This window comes from Gelidibacter mesophilus DSM 14095 (genome assembly GCF_000423005.1).
Classification (GTDB): Bacteria; Bacteroidota; Bacteroidia; order Flavobacteriales; family Flavobacteriaceae; genus Gelidibacter; species Gelidibacter mesophilus.
Map to the genome: position 1 here is coordinate 420,024 of NZ_KE383968.1, position 21,294 is coordinate 441,317.

The window sequence follows — 21,294 nt, forward strand, 5'->3', positions numbered from 1 at the left end:
TCCTTAGATGTAATTAATATCAAAGGCAGGGCAGTTTGTCCTGCCTCTAAAGAACTGCGATGAAGGTTGAAAACAAAATATATTATCCAAGTTTAGCCGCTGTAGAAGCAGCAGCGAAAAAATTACAAGATGTTGCTGAAGTAACACCTATTACTAAAAGCCAGCGCTATTCAAAACAATTTGAGGCTGACATTTTCTTTAAACGTGAAGATTTGCAGCCCGTACGCTCTTACAAAATTAGAGGCGCTTACAACAAGATGTCCTCGTTGAGCCTATCACAAATTGAAAACGGGATTGTGTGCGCCAGTGCTGGAAATCATGCGCAAGGCGTGGCCCTGTCTTGTAAATTATTGAAGATTAAAGGCACTATTTTTATGCCGGCCCCAACCCCCAAACAAAAAATTGAGCAGGTCAATATGTTTGGAGAAGACTATACTGAAGTCGTATTGGTTGGTGACACCTTTGATGATGCCAATTCAGCGGCAATGCAAGAGTGTGAGCGTTTAAACAAAACTTTTATCCATCCGTTTAATGATGAAAAGGTTATTGAAGGCCAAGCCACTATGGGCCTTGAAATTATTGATCAGGCACAACATCCTATCCATTATGTATTTGTACCTGTTGGCGGCGGCGGTCTATCTGCCGGACTGTCTTCCGTGTTTAAGGAGTTATCTCCCAACACAAAAATTATAGGCGTGGAGCCTTTGGGAGCACCCTCTATGTCCACCTCAATTATGAATAAGCGAAATACTGAATTGAAAAATATTCAAAATTTTGTGGATGGTGCCGCCGTAAAACGTGTTGGTGATTTGAATTTTGCAATTTGTCAGCAAAATTTGGACGCCATGATTACGGTTGACGAAGGGAAAGTATGTGAAACCATGCTGGACCTTTATAATAAGGAGGCTATTATTGTTGAGCCTGCCGGTGCTTTAAGTATTGCAGCATTAGATCAATATGCTGAAGAGATTAAAGGCAAAAACGTGATCTGTATTGTCAGTGGCAGTAATAATGATATCACCAGGACTGCTGAAATAAAGGAACGCGCCCTTTTATATGCCAATCTAAAGCACTATTTTATCATCAAATTTCCTCAACGCGCAGGAGCATTAAGAGAGTTCGTGGTCGATATATTAGGTCCTAATGATGATATCACCTACTTTGAATACACAAAAAAAACAAATCGTGATAACGGTGCCGCTGTTGTTGGATTGGAGTTAAAATCAGCAGATGATTTAGAACCCTTAATCACGAAAATGAAACTTCGTAATTTCTACGGCGATTACCTTAACCATAAACCCGAATTATTTCAATTTTTAGTTTAAAAAACAAGATATATGAATCCTATTCCAGAACAATTTCAAATTAAATCATTAATCCACCAAACCACCTTCTTAGTGGATGGCGAATTAAAACCTTGGTCTGGAGAAAGTTCAGAAGTATATTCTACCATCTCATCCACTGAAACCTATAAGCCTACATTATTGGGCACCATTCCTACTTTAGGCGAAAAGGAAGCGCTAGAGGCGATGGACGCAGCTGTTAATGCGTATAACAGAGGTCAAGGCTTATGGCCTACCATGAAAGTGAGACACCGCATTTCATGTATGGAGAAGTTTGTGACCCAAATGAAAACGAAGCGTGAGGAAATTGTAAAATTGCTGATGTGGGAAATTGGAAAAACCTTGCCTGACTCAGAAAAAGAATTTGATAGAACCGTTGATTATATTTATGATACTATTGAAGAGTACAAACAATTGGATAGAGACAATGCTAAATTTGAAAAAAATGATGGGGTCTATGCACATATTCGAAGAGGCCCATTAGGAGTTGTGCTTTGCTTAGGACCTTACAATTATCCTTTAAATGAAACGTTCGCGCTGTTGATACCTGCTTTGATTATGGGGAATACGGTTATTTTTAAACCTGCAAAACATGGGGTGTTGTTGATTTCGCCATTGTTGGAAGCTTTTCAAAACAGTTTTCCTAAAGGCGTTGTAAATATCATCTATGGTCGTGGAAGAACAGTGGCTACTCCAATTATGCAATCTGGAAAAATAGATGTATTGGCACTTATCGGGAATAGTAAATCTGCTAATGCTTTGCAGAATGAACATCCAAAAAGTAACCGATTACGTCTTGTGTTAGGTTTAGAAGCCAAAAATCCTGCTATTGTTCTTAAAGATGCCGATTTAGATTTGGCCATCGACGAATGTATTGCAGGCACCACATCTTTTAATGGACAGCGTTGTACAGCTCTTAAATTAGTATATGTACATGAAGACATTGTACAAGAATTCAATAAGCGTTTTTCTGAACGCGTTGATGCTTTAAAATTCGGAAATCCATGGGAGGCTAGCGTGAAACTTACCCCCTTACCAGAGCCCGATAAACCAGAGTATATTCAAGGATTGATTGACGATGCTGTTGATAAAGGTGCTAAAATATTAAATAAAAGAGGAGGTGAAACTTCTGAAAATTACATTTTTCCAGCAGTCCTATTCCCAGTGAATAAAAAGATGCGAATTTTTCACGAAGAACAATTCGGTCCTGTAATTCCTATCATTTCGTTTAAAGACATTAATGAACCTTTGGATGATATGGCCGAATCTAATTACGGACAACAAGTCAGTCTATTTGGGAATGAAGTAAAAACATTGGCGCCACTCATTGATGCCTTGGTGAATTTGGTATGTCGTGTCAACTTAAATAGTTCATGCCAACGTGGTCCAGATGTCTATCCCTTTACAGGAAGAAAAGATTCTGCTGTGGCAACATTAAGTGTTCATGATGCCTTGCGTTCATTTTCAATTAGAACTTTTGTGGCCTCCAAAGACAACGACTATAACAATACCATTTTAAAGAAACTATTGGATAGTAAAGGCTCAAATTTTGTGAGCACGGATTATCTTCTATAAAAAAAGTTAAAAATTATTTGAGATATTAAATAAAATGTTACTTTTGAAATATGATTCTAATGAAAAATAAAATACGTCCATCAAGTCCCGCAATGGTATTGCGCAGACGCTGTGCATTCTAACCTTAAAAGAAGCCACTAACGTATATTTATTTTTTTCACCTTGATCACTTCACAAAACATTATTTACTTTTCAAATTCAGTTGTTCTAAATAACAACCGCGTGAGGACATGTCCTATCCTGTTCCGCCGCCCTGTTGGGTGTGCTTAATATTTGGAACTTAGGTGAGTCCGGTTCTTTTTCTCGACAACGAATTCTTTAATTTTTTTTTAATTTAAACATCAAAACAATGGATATTGTTATTGCTAATAAATCCCATGCAATTTACGCACAGATCATTTGCGACACCATTGCAGAATCGGCAAAAGTAAGAGGTACTGGAATTGCTAGACGTACTCCGGAATACATTATGACAAAATTAGAAAACGGCAATGCGGTTATTGCCTTGGATGGCGACACCTTTGCTGGATTTTGTTATATTGAAGCTTGGGGCCATGGTAAGTTTGTGGCCAATTCAGGATTGATTGTACATCCAGATTATAGAGAACAAGGTTTGGCCAAGAAAATAAAAGCACGTGTTTTTCAGCATTCCAGAGAGAAATTTCCCGATTCAAAAATATTCAGTATCACAACAGGATTAGCAGTCATGAAAATGAACAGCGAATTGGGCTACAAACCCGTAACGTTTTCAGAATTGACAGATGATCAAAGTTTCTGGAAGGGCTGTCAAACCTGTAAAAATTATGACATCCTTCAACGTATGGAGCAGAGAATGTGCTTATGCACAGGCATGTTATACGACCCAAAAGCAAAAGATGGCAATGAGCCAAAAGAACTAAAAACAAAAGCGTTTCAAAGACTGAAACAAATCAAACAAACCTTGTTTTTAAAAAAAGATAAATCATGAGCAAAAAACTAGTTTTAGCCTATAGTGGCGGATTGGACACTTCTTACTGTGCTGTCCATTTAAGTAAGGATCTAGGCTATGAAGTACACGCCGTAAGTGTCAACACTGGCGGATTCACTTCTGAAGAAATTGAAAAAATAGAAGCGAATGCCTATAAAATGGGCGTTTCAACTTATAAAAATTTAGATGCTGTTGCTTCTTACTACGAGAAAGTCATCAAATATCTTATTTATGGAAATGTGCTAAAAAACAACACCTACCCATTATCAGTAAGTGCCGAACGTATTATTCAAGCCATAGAAATTGTGGAATACGCAAAAAGTATCAATGCTGATTATATTGCCCATGGCAGTACAGGCGCTGGTAATGACCAAGTGCGGTTTGATATGATTTTTCAAACGTTGGCGCCACATATAGAAATCATCACTCCTATTCGGGACTTAAAATTGTCCCGACAAGAAGAAATTGACTATCTCAAAAGTAACGGTGTAAATATGTCTTGGGAAAAATCTAAATATTCAGTCAATAAAGGACTTTGGGGAACTAGTGTAGGTGGTGAAGAAACCTTAACCTCTGAAAAACCATTGCCAGAAAGTGCGTATCCATCGCAGTTGGAAAAACAGGGTGAGGAAAAAGTAAACTTGACTTTTGAAAAAGGACAATTTGTGGCACTAAATGGCCACTCCAATACACCCGAAAAAAACATTGAAGCCTTGAATAATTTGGCTTCTAAGTATGCCATTGGACGAGATATCCATGTGGGCGACACTATTGTTGGGATCAAAGGGCGTGTAGGTTTTGAAGCAGCTGCAGCCTTGATTACGGTGAAAGCCCATCACTTATTGGAAAAACACACGCTTACCAAATGGCAATTGCAACACAAGGAATACCTCTCTAGCTTTTACGGCATGCATTTGCACGAAGGCCAGTATTTAGATCCAGTAATGCGAAACATAGAAGCTTTTTTAGAGAGCAGCCAACAGAACGTTTCAGGTGATGTTGTTGTGACTTTAAAACCTTATCATTTCACTTTAGATGGCATCAGTTCTTCCCATGATTTAATGAATGCAAAATTTGGTAGTTATGGTGAAATGAACAAAGGTTGGACGGCAGATGAAGCTAAAGGATTTATAAAAATTATTGGCAATCAAAATAAGATCTATCACCAAGTAAATTCGGAACTATGATTGACGTTGGCATTATTGGAGGTGCCGGATATACCGCTGGCGAATTGATCCGGTTACTCCTGAACCATCCAAAAACAAACCTTGATTTTATTTACAGCACTTCAAATGCTGGGAATAAGATCTATAAGGTGCATCAAGATTTGGTGGGCAGCACCGATCTGGAATTTTCAAATACCATCAATCCCAAAGTGGACGTCCTTTTTTTATGTTTGGGCCATGGCAATTCAAAAGCATTTTTGGAAACCCATAAATTTTCGGCGCAAACAAAAATCATCGATTTAAGCAACGATTTCAGACTGGAAAGCGATCGAGATTTTCGAGGTATGCACTTTGTCTACGGCTTGCCCGAACTCCAAAAGGAAGCCATTCAGAACGCAAATTATATTGCCAATCCTGGCTGTTTTGCAACAGGCATTCAATTGGCACTATTACCTTTGGCCGCAAATCATCTTTTAAAAACTGATGTCCACGTCAATGCCGTTACCGGAGCTACTGGTGCAGGTACATCATTATCAGATACGACGCATTTTTCATGGCGCGACAATAATTTTTCACATTATAAGGCCTTTTCACATCAACATTTGGGAGAAATCAACGAAAGCATTCATTTGTTGCAAAAAGAAGCTACATCGGACGTCATTTTGGTGCCAAACCGAGGAAATTTTTCAAGAGGTATTTTTGTCACAGCCTATACTGATTTTGAAGGCACTTTGGAAGATGCCATAACTTTATATCAAAACCATTATAAAAAGACCGCTTTTACTGTGGTCTCTGATGAAGAGATCCATTTAAAACAAGTGGTCAATACCAATAAGTGTCTCCTTCATTTGCATAAATTCAAAAACAAACTGTTAATCACAAGTATCGTTGACAATTTACTGAAAGGTGCCTCAGGACAGGCCATTCAAAACATGAATTTGATGTTTGGGTTTGACGAAACTGAAGGGTTGAAACTTAAAGCTAACTTTTTTTAATGACACAGACCTTTCAGGTTTTGAAAACCTGAAAAGTCTCCATAACATCACAAATATGAAAATAGCAATCATTGGCACAGGAAATTTAGGAAAATCGATCGCAAAAGGTTTGATCACCACAAATGCAATCACTACCCTCTATCTTACTAAAAGAAATACGGAAAGCATTTCAGAATTTGAAGGGTACAAAAACGTAACTCTCACTACGGACAATGCTCTGGCCGTTAAGAATTCTGACATTCTCATATTGGCCGTTCAACCTTCACATTTGGAAAATGTCTTAAAGGACCTCACTCCTTTGCTTACTGACAACCACGTGCTCATTTCAACGGTCACCGGCTTTAGCATTGCTAGAATTGAGGCTGTTGTGGGCGCTGATCAGTTTATCATCCGTGCAATGCCCAATACGGCAATTGCGGTTGGCAAATCAATGACCTGTATTTGTAGCAATACTAAAGGGACTAAACGTCTTAAAGTTGCTGAGGCCATTTTTAATCGTTTGGGACACTCGATGGCTATCCCGGAATCACAAATGCAAGCGGCAACGGTGGTTTGCGCCAGCGGCATTGCATTTTGGATGCGATTGATTCGCGCTTCAACCCAAGCTGCTATCCAACTAGGTTTTGATGCCAAAGAAGCCCAAGAATTGGCCATGTACACCAGTGAAGGTGCGGCCAGTTTATTAATTGCCAATGGCCATCATCCTGAAGAGGAAATTGACCGCGTAACCACGCCAAAAGGCTGTACGATTGAAGGATTGAATGAAATGGAACATAAAGGTTTGAGTTCGTCGTTAATTCAAGGCATGATTGCTTCCTATAACAAAATCAGTAATATTAGAAAAGAACAAGTATGAGTTTATTTAATGTTTATCCGCTTTTTGATATCACGCCGGTGCGTGCCAAAGACCTCTCGGTTTATGACAACAATGGCGTAGAATATTTAGATTTATACGGCGGTCATGCGGTAATTTCCATTGGACATTCCCATCCGGAATATGTCTCGGCAATTTCTGACCAAGTCAAAAATTTAGGGTTTTATAGCAATGCGATTCAAAATCCGTTGCAAGAATCGTTGGCAAAAGAACTTGAACGAGTTTCCGGTTGCAAGGATTATCAATTATTTTTATGTAATTCAGGAGCTGAGGCCAATGAAAACGCACTTAAACTAGCGTCATTTCATACCGGTAAAAAAAATATTCTAGCCTTTAAAAATTCCTTTCATGGGAGGACCTCAGCGGCAGTTGCGGCCACCGATGATCCAAAAATAGTAGCGCCCTTAAACGCCCAACAGCAGGTCGATTTTGTGGCTTTAGGCGATTTGGAAACGGTGGAAACCATTTTAAAAGAAGGAGAAACCTGCGCGGTCATTATTGAATGTATTCAAGGTGTTGGCGGATTGGATGAAAGCTCTCCTGAATTTTATCAAGGCTTGGAAAGACTTTGTAAAAAACATAAGGTCATGTTGATTGCCGATGAAGTGCAATCAGGTTTTGGAAGAACTGGCAATTTTTTCGCATTTCAGAAATACGGATGGACGCCAGACATCATTTCAATGGCTAAGGGTATGGGCAATGGCTTTCCTGTTGGTGGGATTTTGATTCATCCTGATATTAAAGCTTCATTTGGTTTATTGGGCACCACTTTTGGTGGCAACCATCTCGCTTGCGCGGCTTCTTTAGCAGTTCTAAAAGTTTTGGAATCGGAAAATTTAATGGAAAACGCAGATGAAATGTCGGCCTATTTTATTGAAAAAGCACAACATTTACCACATCTAAAAAGTATGAAAGGACGTGGACTCATGCTAGGTCTGGAGTTTGATTTTTCAGTTGCAGAATTGCGAAAAAAATTGATCCACAGTCACAAGATATTTACAGGAAGTGCCAAAAACCCAAATTTGATCCGTATTCTTCCTCCGTTAACGATTCAAAAAAAGCATATCGATTTGTTTTTTGACGCGCTCAAACAGGAATTATTGCTGATGAATGGTGCTTAGAATAATAAACCTGATAGGTTTTGAAAACCCGTCAGATTTGAAAACGAGTAAAGTTTAATTAAAGAGATTCCCACTTCCGTGGGAACTAAAGATGAAAAAATACACCGAAATAAAAGACATTTCCAACCTCTCTGAGGTGATAAAGGAAGCTATTTTACTCAAAATGCAACCTTTTGAATTTTCGGAACTGGGAAAACATAAAAACTTAGTCATGCTATTTTTCAACGCCAGTTTAAGAACACGGCTGAGCACAGAAAAAGCAGCGCGTAATTTAGGAATGCACGTCAGCATTCTCAATGTTAACGACGCTTGGAATATTGAATTTGAGGATGGCAGCATCATGAATGCCAACAGCTCAGAGCACATCAAGGAAGCCGCACAGGTCATCTCACAGTATGCTGATATTATTGCAGTGCGCGCATTTCCAACGCTTACTGATAAAGCCAAGGATGCTTCAGAATATATCCTTAAAAGCTTTCTAAAATATGCTTCCGTGCCTATTGTAAACATGGAAAGTGCCATGGCACATCCCATGCAGGCATTGGCCGATGCCATTACCATTACTGAGCTCTCCGAAAAGCCCAAACCTAAGGTGGTTTTATCATGGGCGCCACATCCTAGAGCATTGCCACAGGCTGTTGCCAATTCCTTTGTGGAAATGATGCAAAAAATGGACGTTGATTTGACCATTACACATCCGGAAGGTTATGAACTGGATAAAAACATCACCAAAAATACACCAATTAACCATAATCAAAAAGAGGCCCTAAAAGACGCCGATTTCGTTTATGTCAAAAACTGGAGTAATTTTGAACAGTATGGCAAGGTGCTTAACCAAGATCCAAATTGGATGATGACCCAAGAAAAATTGGGCAATGCAAAGTTTATGCATTGTCTTCCCGTAAGACGGAATGTGGTGGTGGAAGATGCTGTTTTAGACGGCAAAAATTCTGTTGTCATCAAGCAAGCCAATAATAGAACCTTTGCAGCGCAAGTGGTTTTAAAACATATTTTAGAACATAAATAAATTAAAACGCCTTCCCTTTGGGAAGGTTAGGAGGGGATGAAAACACTAAAAATAGTCAAAATAGGAGGCAACATCATTGATGATGAGGCGGCATTATCTTCTTTTCTGGATGTATTTGCAGCAATCCAATCACCTAAAATATTGATACATGGTGGTGGTAAATTAGCCACACAGCTGGCCAATCAATTAGGTTTGGAAGTAAAAATGATTGATGGCCGTCGTATTACGGATAAAGCCACTTTAGACCTCATCACCATGGTGTATGCCGGAAAAATCAACAAAAACATTGTGGCGCAATTGCAATCAAAAAACTGCAATGCGGTCGGGTTTTCCGGAGCAGATGGTAATGCTATCGTTTCCAAAAAACGTCCTGTAAAAGCGGTAGATTTCGGATTTGTGGGCGATGTTGTAAAAGTCAACACAAAAACGCTTCAAGTGTTATTGGAACATAAAGTCACGCCTGTATTTTGCGCGATCACTCACGACCAGAAAGGACAATTGTTAAACACTAATGCAGATACCATCGCTTCTGAATTAGCCATTGGTTTTGCCGATCAGTATCAAACGGAATTGTATTATTGCTTTGAGAAAAATGGCGTAATGCGCAATGTAAATGATGAACATTCCGTCATTAAAGAGATTACCACTCAAACCTACCAATCTTTAATTGATAACCAGGTGATTGTGGATGGCATGCTCCCAAAATTGAACAATTGCATTCATGCTGTTGATAAAAATGTGCATAAAGTGTGTATCGGAAAGCCAGAAATGCTGGTAAACGCTCACGCTAACTTTACAACCATTTCCAAATGATACACCAACTGACGACAGACGCTATTGCACTGCTAAAAAATCTGATTGAAACCCCTTCGTTTTCATCTGAAGAAGATCAAACGGCACAACTTATTGAGCAATGGTTTAAAAAGTATAATATCGATTACAAAAGAACGGTCAATAATATATGGGCTATTAACAAGCATTTTGATGCTTCAAAACCCACCTTGCTCCTTAATTCCCATCACGATACGGTAAAACCGAACACCGCCTATACAAAGGATCCGTTTAAAGCCATTGTGGAAAACGGTAAATTGTTTGGTTTGGGCAGTAATGATGCCGGCGGGTGTTTGGTATCCTTAATCGCTACGTTTACCTATTTTTATGGGCAGCAAAATTTAAACTATAATTTGGTGGTTGTCGCTTCCGCGGAGGAAGAGAGCAGTGGACCAAATGGACTGAACAGTATGCTAAAAGTCATTCCAAAAGTTGATGTGGCCATTGTAGGTGAGCCTACTTTAATGCAACTCGCCATTGCCGAAAAAGGCCTCGTCGTTTTTGACGCCAAAGTAAAAGGGACGCCTAGTCATGCAGCACATCCAAATGACGATAATGCCATTTATAATTGCATCAGCGTGCTACAATGGTTTAAAGATTTTAAATTTGAAAAATCATCAACAGCTTTGGGCGACGTCAAATTGACGGTTTCTCAAATAAAGGCAGGTAAACAGCATAATGCCGTGCCTGTTGAAGTGGACTTAGTTGTGGACGTGCGGGTGAATGATTGCTACACCAATGCTGAAATTGTGGACATTCTGCAAAAAGAATCACCTTGCCATAGCATCATTCCACGCAGTTTACGATTGAACTCCTCGTCTATTCCTAAAGAGCATGCTTTAGTTCAGGCAGGGATAAAGCTAGGACGAGAAACTTATGGTTCTCCAACGCTTTCAGATCAAGCAGTTCTAACCTGTCCGTCCTTAAAATTGGGTCCTGGAGATAGCACACGCTCGCATTCAGCGGATGAGTTTATTTATATCAATGAGATTGAGGAAGGGATTGCATTGTATGTGCAGTTATTGAAGGAAATATTGTAGAAGAGTATCAAGATTTTAGAACCAAGAATTAAGACTTGATTTTGAATTGGTTTAAATTTGGTGCTAAGAAATATAACAATTGGAAAGTAGATGGTTGTCCAAAATTTAGCGGTTGAATTATTTTCAACAGTGTTGAAACCATGAAAGCATTTCGACTGCACTCAATGTGACAGTGCGTTGGATTTTTTACTTTTGAAATTGATAAGAAAATAATAATTTAAAAATGAAGTGTGGGTTTAGATTCCTGCCTTCGCAGGAATTTTGTATGAAACTTTGGGATAAAGGTATTAGTATCGATAAAAAGATTGAACAGTTTACGGTTGGCAACGACCGAGAAATTGATTTGCATATTGCTAAATATGATGTTCAAGCCTCTTTGGCTCATGCCAAAATGCTACACTCCATCGGTATTATATCGAAGGACGAATTGGTACAATTGGAAGGTGGTTTAAAAACGTTGGCGCAACAAATTGAAGCGGGCACCTTTACTATCGACCGTCAATTTGAGGATGTCCACTCTAAAATAGAATTTGAACTCACAAAAACCTTAGGCGATGTGGGGAAAAAAATCCATACGGCACGTTCAAGAAACGATCAGGTTTTAGTAGCGCTCCAACTTTATTACAAAGAAAACATCGGAATCATCCACGACAAAACCGAGGTGTTTTTCATTACGTTATTAGATTTGGCCGAAACCCACAAAAAAGCATTAGTTCCAGGTTATACACATTTGCAAGTGGCTATGCCCTCTTCTTTTGGTTTATGGTTCTCTGCGTATGCTGAGTTGCTTATTGACGATGTTTACCTGCTCAACGCCGCTTTAAAAACGGTAGATCAGAATCCGTTAGGCTCTGCAGCGGGATACGGCAGTTCGTTTGGTATTGATCGGGAATTGACCACTAAAGAAATGCAATTTTCAACCTTAAAATACAATGTTGTGGCAGCGCAAATGGCGCGTGGCAAAAGTGAGCGTACCATGGCTTTGACTTTAGGAAGTTTGTGCAATACCATGGCGCGCTTTGCCATGGATATTTGCTTGTATATGAGCCAGAATTTCGGATTTATCAGTTTCCCTGATGAATTGACCACTGGAAGTAGTATCATGCCGCATAAGAAGAATCCTGACGTTTTTGAATTGATCCGTGGAAAGTGCAATAAAATCCAAGCGCTTCAAACAGAAATGATACTGATTACCAATAATCTCCCAAGTGGCTATCATCGGGATTACCAATTGTTGAAAGAGAACATGATTCTTGCTATCAATGATGTAAAAGATATTTTGGATATTTTCAATTATTCCATTCAACAAATTATTATTAAAGAGATTGATCTGAACGATTCAAAATATCAGTATTTGTTCACCGTCGACAATATCAATACGCTGGTTGAAGATGGCATGAGCTTCCGTGAAGCTTATCAAATTATTGGGAAACAAGTGCAAGAAGGCACCTATCAACCAGATACCTCCAAAGACCATACGCATCAAGGTAGTATTGGAAATTTATGTTTGGAGCAAATTAAAGCGAAGTTTCCTAGACGTGAAAAGCATCCGTGAAGGATGCTTTTCTGAAGAGCTATTATTTAAAATTCTGACTAACTAAATTATTTCTGACTAACTAAATTAACTTTAAATAATAGTAGATTGTCCTAAATGGATATTTGTAAAATTCATATTAGTGTCCTTCGGATTATTTATAAAATCTTCAATAAAATCGCCCACTTTGGTAGTTGAAATATGATTGAATTTGGTATTTAAATCAGGTGTGGTGATATTCAATTTTAATGAACGCTCTACGCCTTCTCTAATCAGTTCTGCTTCTTCATAAAGTTCAAAATGATCCAATAACATGGCTGCTGACAAAATGGACGCAATAGGATTGGCAATTCCTAAGTTCTTTGCCTGCGGATAAGAGCCGTGGATAGGCTCAAACATCGCGAAGTAATCACCAACCGAGGCGGAAGCCAAGAGTCCAATAGAACCACCAATAACACTTGCTTCGTCGCTTATGATGTCACCAAACATATTTTCTGTCAGGATAACATCAAATTGTTTTGGATTCAGGATGATTTGCATGGCTGCGTTATCCACAAATAGATAATCAAGCTTTACATCTTTGTATTCTTGCGATACTTCAGTCACCACTTTTCGCCATAAACGCGACGATTCCAAAACATTGGCCTTGTCAACCAAAGTCACTTTACGCTTTCTGGATTGTGCGGCTTTAAATGCTAAATGTGTGATGCGTTCTATCTCTGAACGAGAGTACACACATAAATCAGAGGCTGTATTTCCGTCGTCACTGAGGGTCTTCTCGCCAAAGTAAATACCTCCGGTTAGCTCTCTATAAATACAGATATCTGTGCCTTTAATAAAATTTTTCTTTAATGGAGATTTGTCCAAAAGCGTATCATAGGCCTTAACCGGCCTGATATTGGCGTATAAACCCAATTCCTTGCGCAATTTCAATAAGCCTTGCTCCGGACGTACTTTAGAAGCTGGGTTATTATCGTATTTTGGATCGCCAATGGCCCCAAATAAAATGGCATCGGTGTTTTTACATAAATCGAGGGTTACCTTAGGTAACGGATCTCCAGTCTCATCAATTGCAATGGCACCAACTGGCGCATATTTGAATTGAAACGTGTGGTCAAATTCTTGAGCAATGGCCTTCAACACCTTTACCGCTTGTGCGGTTACTTCCGGTCCTACGCCATCTCCTGGCAATACAGCTATTTTTAATTTCATCTTAATTTCTGCGAAGGCAGGAATCCCCTACCTTCAATTATTTTAATGTTTATTTTTTTCTTTTTACTTAATTTTGGTCAATATTTCAAAGCTTTGTTTAAAACCTACGGGGTTTCTCTCCTTCGGCGGAAAGATTGAAACCTTGAAGGTTTCTAATATGTTTGCAATGTCTTTTCAAATGCCTCAATCGTTGCCTTCTTACTTAACAAATAGTCAATATCATCATAACCATTGATCATACATGTTTTTTTGTAGGCATCAATATCAAAAGGTTCTGAATGGTTTGATCCGTCTATCCCAATAGTTTGTGCTTCTAAATCTACAGTAATTGTGGTTTTTGGATCCGTTTTAATGGTGGTCATCAGTTCCTTTAAAAACCCAGGCGAAACCTGAATTGGAAGTAAACCGTTATTCAGTGCATTACCCTTAAAAATATCGGCAAAGAAACTTGAGACAATCACTTTAAATCCGTAATCGGTCAATGCCCAAGCCGCATGTTCTCTACTGCTGCCACATCCAAAATTATCACCAGCCACTAAAATGGGGCCTTCATATTGGGATTGATTCAAGACAAAATTTGTGTTGATCGATCCATCATTTTGAAATCGCCAATCTCTAAATACGTTTTCACCAAAGCCATCCCTATTGGTCGCTTTTAAAAAACGTGCAGGGATGATTTGATCAGTATCGACATTTTCGATATCTAATGGAATTGCAGTTGCTGTTAAGGTTTTAAATTTTTCCATGTCCACTTCCCGTCTTTCGGCTTGTTTCACAATGTACCTTCAATGAAAAAACATTTTCATTTCAGTAATGCGCAAGATAAATTTTAGCGGGTATCTCTTTAATTTATTATTTTATTTTCATAGCCACGAATGGGCTTCGGTAGCTTTTTTATAACTTTCTGTCCTTTTCAAACTACAAGGTTTTTGAAACCTTGCAGGCTGAAGCTTAATTTAACTGTCTAGTAATATCAATAATCCTACCTTCCACAGCGGTTGCGGCAGCCATCAACGGACTTGCCAAAATGGTACGGGCCCCTTGACCTTGTCTCCCTTCAAAATTTCTATTTGAGGTGGAGACACAATACTCCCCTTGGGGAATTTTATCATCATTCATTGCCAAACATGCGGAACATCCGGGTTGACGCAGTTCAAATCCTGCCGCATCGAAAATAGTTTTTAACCCTTCTTCTATAATTTGCGCCTCTACTTGTTTGCTTCCAGGAACCAACCAAGCCGTAACATTATCTGCCTTATGTTTGCCCTTGATATAATCGGCGGCTATTCTGAAATCTTCAATTCTTGAATTGGTACAACTCCCTATAAAAACAAAATTGATCGGTTTTCCAATTAGAGTTTCACCTTTCTTAAAGTTCATATACTCCAAGGCCTTTTCAAAAGAGGCATCACTAGTTTCAGGAATAAATTCGGATATTTTGATTCCCATTCCTGGGTTGGTACCATAAGTAAGCATTGGCTCAATATCTTCGGCATCAAAGTAATATTCTTTATCAAAAACAGCGTCAGCATCGGTTGGCAATGTTTTCCAATAAGCCACTTTTTTGTCAAATGATTCGCCTTGAGGGGCAAATTTTCGACCTTTCACGTATTCAAAAGTGGTGTCATCTGGGGCAATCATCCCTCCTCGAGCGCCCATTTCAATGCTCATATTGCAAACTGTCATTCGTCCTTCCATGGACATATTTTCAAACACATCGCCAGCATATTCGCAAAAATAGCCTGTACCAGCGTTGGTACCGATCTTTGAAATAATATATAGAATCACATCCTTGGAAAGGACGCCGTTTTTCAATTTACCATTTACCGTAACTCTTAAACTCTTAGGTTTTGTAAGCAATAAACATTGGCTCGCAAAAACCTGCGCCACTTGACTGGTACCAATCCCGAAAGCAATCGTTCCAAAAGCACCGTGTGTTGAGGTATGGCTATCGCCACACACAATGGTCATCCCTGGCTGGGTGATGCCCAATTCTGGCGCCATGACGTGTACAATCCCGTTATATTTGTGCCCCAGTTCATAGAGCGTAATATTATTTTTCTCACAATTGGCAGAAAGTTGTTCCAACTGTTTTCTAGAAAGTTCATCCTTGATTGGCAGATGCTGATTGCCTGTAGGCGTATTATGATCAGCCGTAGCTACAATTTGTTTGGGTCTAAATACTGGAATATTGCGTTCTTTGAGCTCATTAAAAGCCTGCGGACTCGTTACTTCATGAATCAAATGTTTATCGATATATAGTATTTGCGGTCCATTTTCAATCGTATCGACCACGTGGGCATCCCAAACTTTATCAAATAAGGTTTTTCCCATCTTAAGCTGAAATTATTTGTTGGTACACTTTACTGGTTTCAATAATCTGATGGATATCTTTATCATTAACTTCTTTCTTAATATCCGCAAAATCCAAGAAATTCGCATAAACCGCATCCAATTGCAATTTTGTCAATTCATAACCTACATTTTTAGCACGGTAGGCCAAAGCTGCACGACCACTTCTTGCAGTCAACACAATTGCCGATTCGGTGACGCCAACATCGCTTGGATTGATAATTTCATAAGTTTCCCTGTTTTTGATAACGCCATCCTGATGAATTCCTGAACTGTGCGCAAAAGCATTAGCTCCTACAATAGCTTTATTAGGTTGCGTATAAATACCCATACTTTCTGATACCAGCTGACTGATGCCATACAAGTGTTGGGTTCTGATGTTGGTATCCAAATTAAGATAAGGATGTTGTTTTAACACCATTACCACTTCTTCAAGTGCCGTGTTACCGGCGCGCTCCCCTATGCCGTTGATGGTACACTCAATTTGTCGTGCGCCGTTGATCACACCTTCAATAGAGTTAGCAGTCGCCAAACCTAAATCATTATGACAATGGCAGGACAAGATGGCCTTTTCAATACCTTTAACGTTTTCTTTGAGGTATTTTATTTTCGCTCCATATTCGCTTGGCAAACAATACCCTGTAGTATCAGGAATATTTAAGACCGTGGCCCCGGCTTTAATTGCCATTTCACAAACACGAGCTAAAAACTCGTTATCAGTACGTCCGGCATCCTCTGCATAAAACTCAACATCTTCCACAAAGGTTTTTGCAAATTTCACGGCTTCATAAGCGCGTTCCAAAATAACACTTTGATTGGAATTGAATTTATATTTTATATGCGATGCTGACGTTCCAATACCTGTATGGATCCTTGGGTACTTTGCATATCTTAAAGCTTCCGCCGCAATTTTAATGTCATTTTCCACAGCACGCGTCAAACCACAAACTGTTGTATTTTTAATCAGTTTTGAAATCTCTTCAACAGATTTAAAATCGCCCGGACTAGATACCGGAAAACCAGCTTCAATGATGTCAACACCTAAATTTTCGAGGCGTTCCGCAATAATCAACTTTTGGTTGGTATTGAGTTTACATCCAGGAACTTGCTCCCCATCTCTTAAGGTCGTGTCAAAAATTTGAACATTATTATCAGACATTTGTTGCATTTTATTTTTGTATTGACTAGCTAAGTTATACTTTGGATTCAAATTCAGATGGGCTATCCTTTGACTTTTACGATGTCCAGTCGATTTTAAACATTACAACTTATTGATTTTCAACTATTTAATAGCCATTTTAACGTGATGACTAAAGAGCAAAAAGATAATTTATTTCAGTTGGTAAAATCACTCACCAAGTCCGAAAAGCGCCAGTTTAAACTGTTTGTTGGCCGACTTGGCGTGAATGCCGATTCCAAATTTTTGAATCTTTTCAACTTTTTGGACAAAGCCACTATCTATGATGAACCAGCCATTATAAAAACAGGAATTGTCAAAAAACAGCAATTAGCAAATGTTAAAGCGCACTTATACAAACAGATTTTAATTAGCTTAAAACTCAATCCTTCACACCAAAATATTCGATCCCAAATACGTGAACAACTTGATTTTGCTTCCATTTTATACCATAAAGGACTTTATAAACAGAGCTTAAAAATTCTTGATAAGGTCAAGGAACTCGCCATTCAACATGAAGAAAAAAATATGGCCTACGAGATTGTAGAACTGGAAAAAATCATAGAATCGCAATTTATTACCCGCAGTATCAGCACGCGTGCCGATGAACTTACCGTTCAGGCCAAGGAATTGAGCGAGCTGAACGTTATTACTAGTAAGCTGTCAAATTTATCACTTCAATTGTACAGTATCATCTTAAAATCCGGTTATGTTAAAAATGCAGAGGAAGGATATAAAGTAACCGCCTATTTTAATGATCGACTTCCAAAATTTGAAATTTCTAAAATAGGGTTTAGAGAGAAATTATGGCTCTATAATTCCTATTTGTGGTATAACTTCTTGCTTCAGGATTTTTTGAATTGTTACAAGTACGCCTCAAAATGGGTAAACTTATTTTATGACAATCCGCACATGATCAGTTTAAATCCCGTTTTCTTTTTGAAGGGTAATAATTATCTGCTTGAAGCGCTGTTTTTTATCAGAAAAAAACCTAAGTTTTTAAAGAAGCTACGGATTCTGGAAGAACACATCGAGCGGCCCGATTTTCCGAAGGATGAAAATGTGGAAGCTTTAGCGTTTTTGTACCTTAATTTTCACAGAATCAATCAACATTTTATTGATGGGACCTTTGATGAAGGCCTGAACCTTATTCCAAGAATTGAAAATAAATTAAAAAAATTCAATAACCGACTTGATGAACATCATAAAATGATTTTTTACTATAAATTTGCAAGCTTACAGTTTGGCGCCGGCAATAATAAGGCCTGCATTTTTTATCTCGATAAGATTATTTCCAACAAATCACTCTCCATGAGGGAAGATTTACAGTGTTTTGCGCGGGTATTGAATTTGGTAGCGCACTATGAAGCCGGTTTGGATTATCATATGGAAAGCCTTTTAAAGAGCACCTATAAATTCCTTTTAAAGATTAATGATCTCTATGAGGTTCAAAAGGAAATGATAAAGTTTATAAAAGGCTTGCAGGATATTTTTCCTCATGATCTAAAAAAAGCTTTTGTCGAACTGCATAAAACCTTGAAAACCTATGAAGACCATCCATACGAGCGTCGTGCGTTCTTGTATTTGGACATTATATCATGGTTGGAGAGCAAAATTGAAAACAAACCTGTTGGACAAATAATTAGAGATAAATATTTGGCGGAGTTTGCAAATTAACGACACATACATCATTATTTTTTATGCCATTTATTAGAATTACTTTTTGCGTTTTAGTGTTCCTAATTACTGCTAATTTAAAGGCTCAAGGCTTATTTAAGAAAAAAGATTCCATTGTCACAAAATCTTTGTCGGAATCCTGGGAGCTTGATAGCAAAGATAAAAACGGCACCTTCAAATTAAATTCGTACCAACCCTTTTATGTGATGCCTATCCATTGGAGCAACCGCATCAATGATCAACCGCAAAGTATAGGACAGGAACCGGCCTTTGAGGAGCCGATTGATCTTCAATCAACAGAAGTAAAATTCCAGATCAGTTTTAAAACCAAACTCGTCCAATCCTTACTATTTGGCAAAGGAGATCTTTGGTTGGGCTATACACAATTAGCGCATTGGCAAGTATATAACAAAAAATTGTCACGTCCTTTTAGAGAGCTTAATTATGAACCAGAGCTTATTTTCAATTATCCTCTTAATTTTAAATTTCTAGGATTTCAAGCTAAAATGGCCGGTTTTGCATTTAACCATCAATCTAACGGAAAACCTGACCCTATTTCAAGAAGCTGGAACAGAATTATCCTCCATTTTGCGATGGAACGTGATAATTTTCAAATTTATATAAAACCTTGGTTCAGGCTTGATGGCGGCTCAGAAGATGATGACAATCCGGAGATTGAGGATTATATTGGCCGTGCGGAAGCTAACGTTGTATATCGGAAAAATGGCCATAGTTTGAATATTTTATTACGAAACTCACTGTCATTCAATGACAATCATGGTAGTATTAAGTTTAATTATATGTATCCTATTAAAAACAATCTTAGAGGCCATATTCAAGTTTTTAGTGGATATGGAGAAAATATGATTGACTATAATCACTATCAAACTACTGTAGGGTTGGGAATTTCATTTGTGGAGTGGTAAAGATGTCTTAAAATCTTTAATACAAAAGATACTTCGTTCTAACCTCGTTGAATGCATTGAGCTCCTTCTCCCAGGAAGCAAAAATCTGTGATGGAGTTTTATCCTCATAAATCATTTGCTCCAAGCGCGTTGTAGCGACTAGTCTATTCATAATGTCTTGATTCCAGTTCATTTGTTTTGGATGGATTTTATGAATGGCCCATAGCATTGAAATCCCCACTCTGTAGCTATTAAAAAGATTACGGTCTGTAATGGTGACATATATTCCTTGACATCTTTCATTGGCCAAATAAGGTTCACGACTATGGAAAGCCTTTTTTTCTGATGTAAACGTGATACTTTCAAAATGAGCTCCAGGAAGATTAAGTTTATTTAAGGTGTTCACAACTGCCGAATTATCTATCCATGGAGCACCTATATATTGAAACGGCTTATCCGTGCCCCTACCTGCGGAGACATTAATACCTTCAAAAAGACAGGTGCCAGTATATGCCATCATTGCATCAAAATCAGGCAAATTGGGAGAGGGCTTAATCCATTTAAGTCCAGTTTCATCCAACCACATATCGCGTTTCCAACCCAACATTTCCACAACGTGAAGTGTAGTTTGCTTTTCTCCTCTAAACATTTTTTCTCCATTATACATCTTAGCAATCTCACCCATGGTCATGCCGTGTATTACTGGTAATTTTCCAAAAGCACCAAAGCTAAAAAGGAATTCATCATCAGTAATAAAACCATCCGTTTTAATTCCGGTTATTGGATTTGGTCGATCCAACACGATAACGTCAATAGCGTTTTCGGATGCTGCCTCCATTACAAAACCTAAAATATTGATGTGTTCATAAAATCTTGCACCAACTTCTTGGATGTCAAAAATAATAACATCCACATTTTTTAGCATTTCTTTAGTTGGCTTATGACGTTCGCCATACAATGAATATTTAGGTAAACCAGTTTGGTCATCAATATCATCCTCTTCGTCCTTCGGTAACGAATAATCATTGCTTCTTATATTAAAATGCATTCCAAATAACACCTTCAAATTGGCATCCGTATAATTACTTAACGCATCCGCTAGATGTGTTCCGTCTGATAATATCCCGGTGTGATTTGAAACCAAGGCGATGTTTTTCCCCTTTATTAAATAAGCATATTCAGAAAAGAGCCGGTCTGCTCCTGCGGTTACCTTGGAGGTGAAAATTTCATTTTCCAAATTATTATCTAGTGGTCCTTGAGCATAAAGGCTAAACGCGTTTGTAATTATAAATAAACACAAAATTAATAGGGAGATTCTGAAATTATATGTTTTGCTGGTATTTTTTTGAGTATAAATCATTATATCGGTATTTAAGTTTCAAAAATGGTTTTAAAGCTTATAAAAGGTAACCATAGTAAATATAAAAAGATTCATAAAGTTCAGAAAAAAAAGAACACGTACTCTTTTCTTTATAATTATAAATTAAATAAATGCTGT

The 21,294-nt window shown here is 38.2% G+C and carries 18 protein-coding genes; 13 read left to right on the forward strand and 5 right to left on the reverse strand.

Annotated features, from left to right (window positions below):
* Nucleotides 1-59 precede the first annotated feature (59 nt).
* From ilvA to argH, 11 genes are all read left to right on the forward strand, one after another.
* Complete coding sequence (gene ilvA / locus G525_RS0119795) at nt 60-1,325, forward strand: threonine ammonia-lyase IlvA (protein ID WP_027127698.1); 1,266 nt, start codon at nt 60-62, stop codon at nt 1,323-1,325.
* Nucleotides 1,326-1,337: 12 nt separating this feature from the next.
* On the forward strand, nt 1,338-2,918 hold the full coding sequence (locus tag G525_RS0119800) for an NADP-dependent glyceraldehyde-3-phosphate dehydrogenase (RefSeq protein WP_027127699.1): 1,581 nt from the start codon (nt 1,338-1,340) through the stop codon (nt 2,916-2,918).
* A gap of 349 nt (nt 2,919-3,267) precedes the next feature.
* Complete coding sequence (locus tag G525_RS0119805; RefSeq protein WP_027127700.1) at nt 3,268-3,885, forward strand: GNAT family N-acetyltransferase; 618 nt, start codon at nt 3,268-3,270, stop codon at nt 3,883-3,885.
* Entirely contained in the window at nt 3,882-5,072 is a 1,191-nt protein-coding gene (locus G525_RS0119810) for an argininosuccinate synthase (protein WP_027127701.1), read from the forward strand. The genes G525_RS0119805 and G525_RS0119810 overlap by 4 nt, the downstream gene beginning before the upstream one ends.
* Nucleotides 5,069-6,046, forward strand: coding sequence for an N-acetyl-gamma-glutamyl-phosphate reductase (gene argC / locus G525_RS0119815; protein WP_027127702.1), 978 nt, complete (start codon nt 5,069-5,071; stop codon nt 6,044-6,046). Before G525_RS0119810 ends, argC begins: the two co-directional genes overlap by 4 nt.
* A gap of 55 nt (nt 6,047-6,101) precedes the next feature.
* Nucleotides 6,102-6,902 (forward strand): pyrroline-5-carboxylate reductase, encoded by an 801-nt coding sequence (proC, locus tag G525_RS0119820; protein WP_027127703.1) that lies wholly within the window; start codon nt 6,102-6,104, stop codon nt 6,900-6,902.
* Nucleotides 6,899-8,041, forward strand: coding sequence for an aspartate aminotransferase family protein (locus tag G525_RS0119825; protein ID WP_027127704.1), 1,143 nt, complete (start codon nt 6,899-6,901; stop codon nt 8,039-8,041). Before proC ends, G525_RS0119825 begins: the two co-directional genes overlap by 4 nt.
* Nucleotides 8,042-8,132: 91 nt before the next feature.
* Entirely contained in the window at nt 8,133-9,068 is a 936-nt protein-coding gene (locus G525_RS0119830) for an N-acetylornithine carbamoyltransferase (protein WP_027127705.1), read from the forward strand.
* A 36-nt stretch (nt 9,069-9,104) separates the two neighbouring features.
* Nucleotides 9,105-9,881, forward strand: a complete 777-nt coding sequence (argB, locus tag G525_RS0119835) for an acetylglutamate kinase (RefSeq protein WP_027127706.1) — start codon at nt 9,105-9,107, stop codon at nt 9,879-9,881.
* Complete coding sequence (locus G525_RS0119840) at nt 9,878-10,939, forward strand: M20 family metallo-hydrolase (protein WP_027127707.1); 1,062 nt, start codon at nt 9,878-9,880, stop codon at nt 10,937-10,939. Before argB ends, G525_RS0119840 begins: the two co-directional genes overlap by 4 nt.
* A gap of 265 nt (nt 10,940-11,204) precedes the next feature.
* Nucleotides 11,205-12,494: an argininosuccinate lyase gene (gene argH, locus G525_RS0119845; RefSeq protein WP_027127708.1), complete on the forward strand. Its 1,290-nt coding sequence runs from the start codon at nt 11,205-11,207 to the stop codon at nt 12,492-12,494.
* Nucleotides 12,495-12,566: 72 nt separating this feature from the next.
* Here argH and leuB read toward each other — a convergent pair whose 3' ends face one another.
* From leuB to G525_RS21515, 4 genes are all read right to left on the reverse strand, one after another.
* Nucleotides 12,567-13,685 carry a 3-isopropylmalate dehydrogenase gene (gene leuB / locus G525_RS0119850; RefSeq protein WP_027127709.1) on the reverse strand — a complete coding sequence of 373 codons (1,119 nt, stop codon included), beginning with the start codon at nt 13,683-13,685 and terminating at the stop codon, nt 12,567-12,569.
* Nucleotides 13,686-13,837: 152 nt separating this feature from the next.
* Nucleotides 13,838-14,431 carry a 3-isopropylmalate dehydratase small subunit gene (leuD, locus tag G525_RS0119855; protein ID WP_027127710.1) on the reverse strand — a complete coding sequence of 198 codons (594 nt, stop codon included), beginning with the start codon at nt 14,429-14,431 and terminating at the stop codon, nt 13,838-13,840.
* A gap of 205 nt (nt 14,432-14,636) precedes the next feature.
* Nucleotides 14,637-16,019 carry a 3-isopropylmalate dehydratase large subunit gene (gene leuC / locus G525_RS0119860; protein WP_027127711.1) on the reverse strand — a complete coding sequence of 461 codons (1,383 nt, stop codon included), beginning with the start codon at nt 16,017-16,019 and terminating at the stop codon, nt 14,637-14,639.
* A gap of 1 nt (nt 16,020) precedes the next feature.
* A complete protein-coding gene (locus tag G525_RS21515) occupies nt 16,021-17,196 on the reverse strand; it encodes a 2-isopropylmalate synthase (protein ID WP_084647811.1) in 1,176 nt (391 codons plus the stop codon).
* Between the two features lie 147 nt (nt 17,197-17,343).
* Here G525_RS21515 and G525_RS0119870 point away from each other — a divergent pair, with 147 nt between their 5' ends.
* Both G525_RS0119870 and G525_RS0119875 read left to right on the forward strand, forming a co-directional pair.
* A complete protein-coding gene (locus G525_RS0119870; protein ID WP_027127712.1) occupies nt 17,344-18,891 on the forward strand; it encodes a hypothetical protein in 1,548 nt (515 codons plus the stop codon).
* Between the two features lie 23 nt (nt 18,892-18,914).
* The gene (locus G525_RS0119875) at nt 18,915-19,817 is read left to right on the forward strand and encodes a phospholipase A (RefSeq protein ID WP_051210036.1); all 903 of its coding nucleotides are present in this window, start codon (nt 18,915-18,917) and stop codon (nt 19,815-19,817) included.
* 16 nt (nt 19,818-19,833) lie between these two features.
* On the opposite strand, the gene G525_RS21520 is transcribed toward G525_RS0119875, so the two are convergent.
* Nucleotides 19,834-21,156: an exo-beta-N-acetylmuramidase NamZ family protein gene (locus G525_RS21520; protein ID WP_051210037.1), complete on the reverse strand. Its 1,323-nt coding sequence runs from the start codon at nt 21,154-21,156 to the stop codon at nt 19,834-19,836.
* Nucleotides 21,157-21,294: the final 138 nt, after the last annotated feature.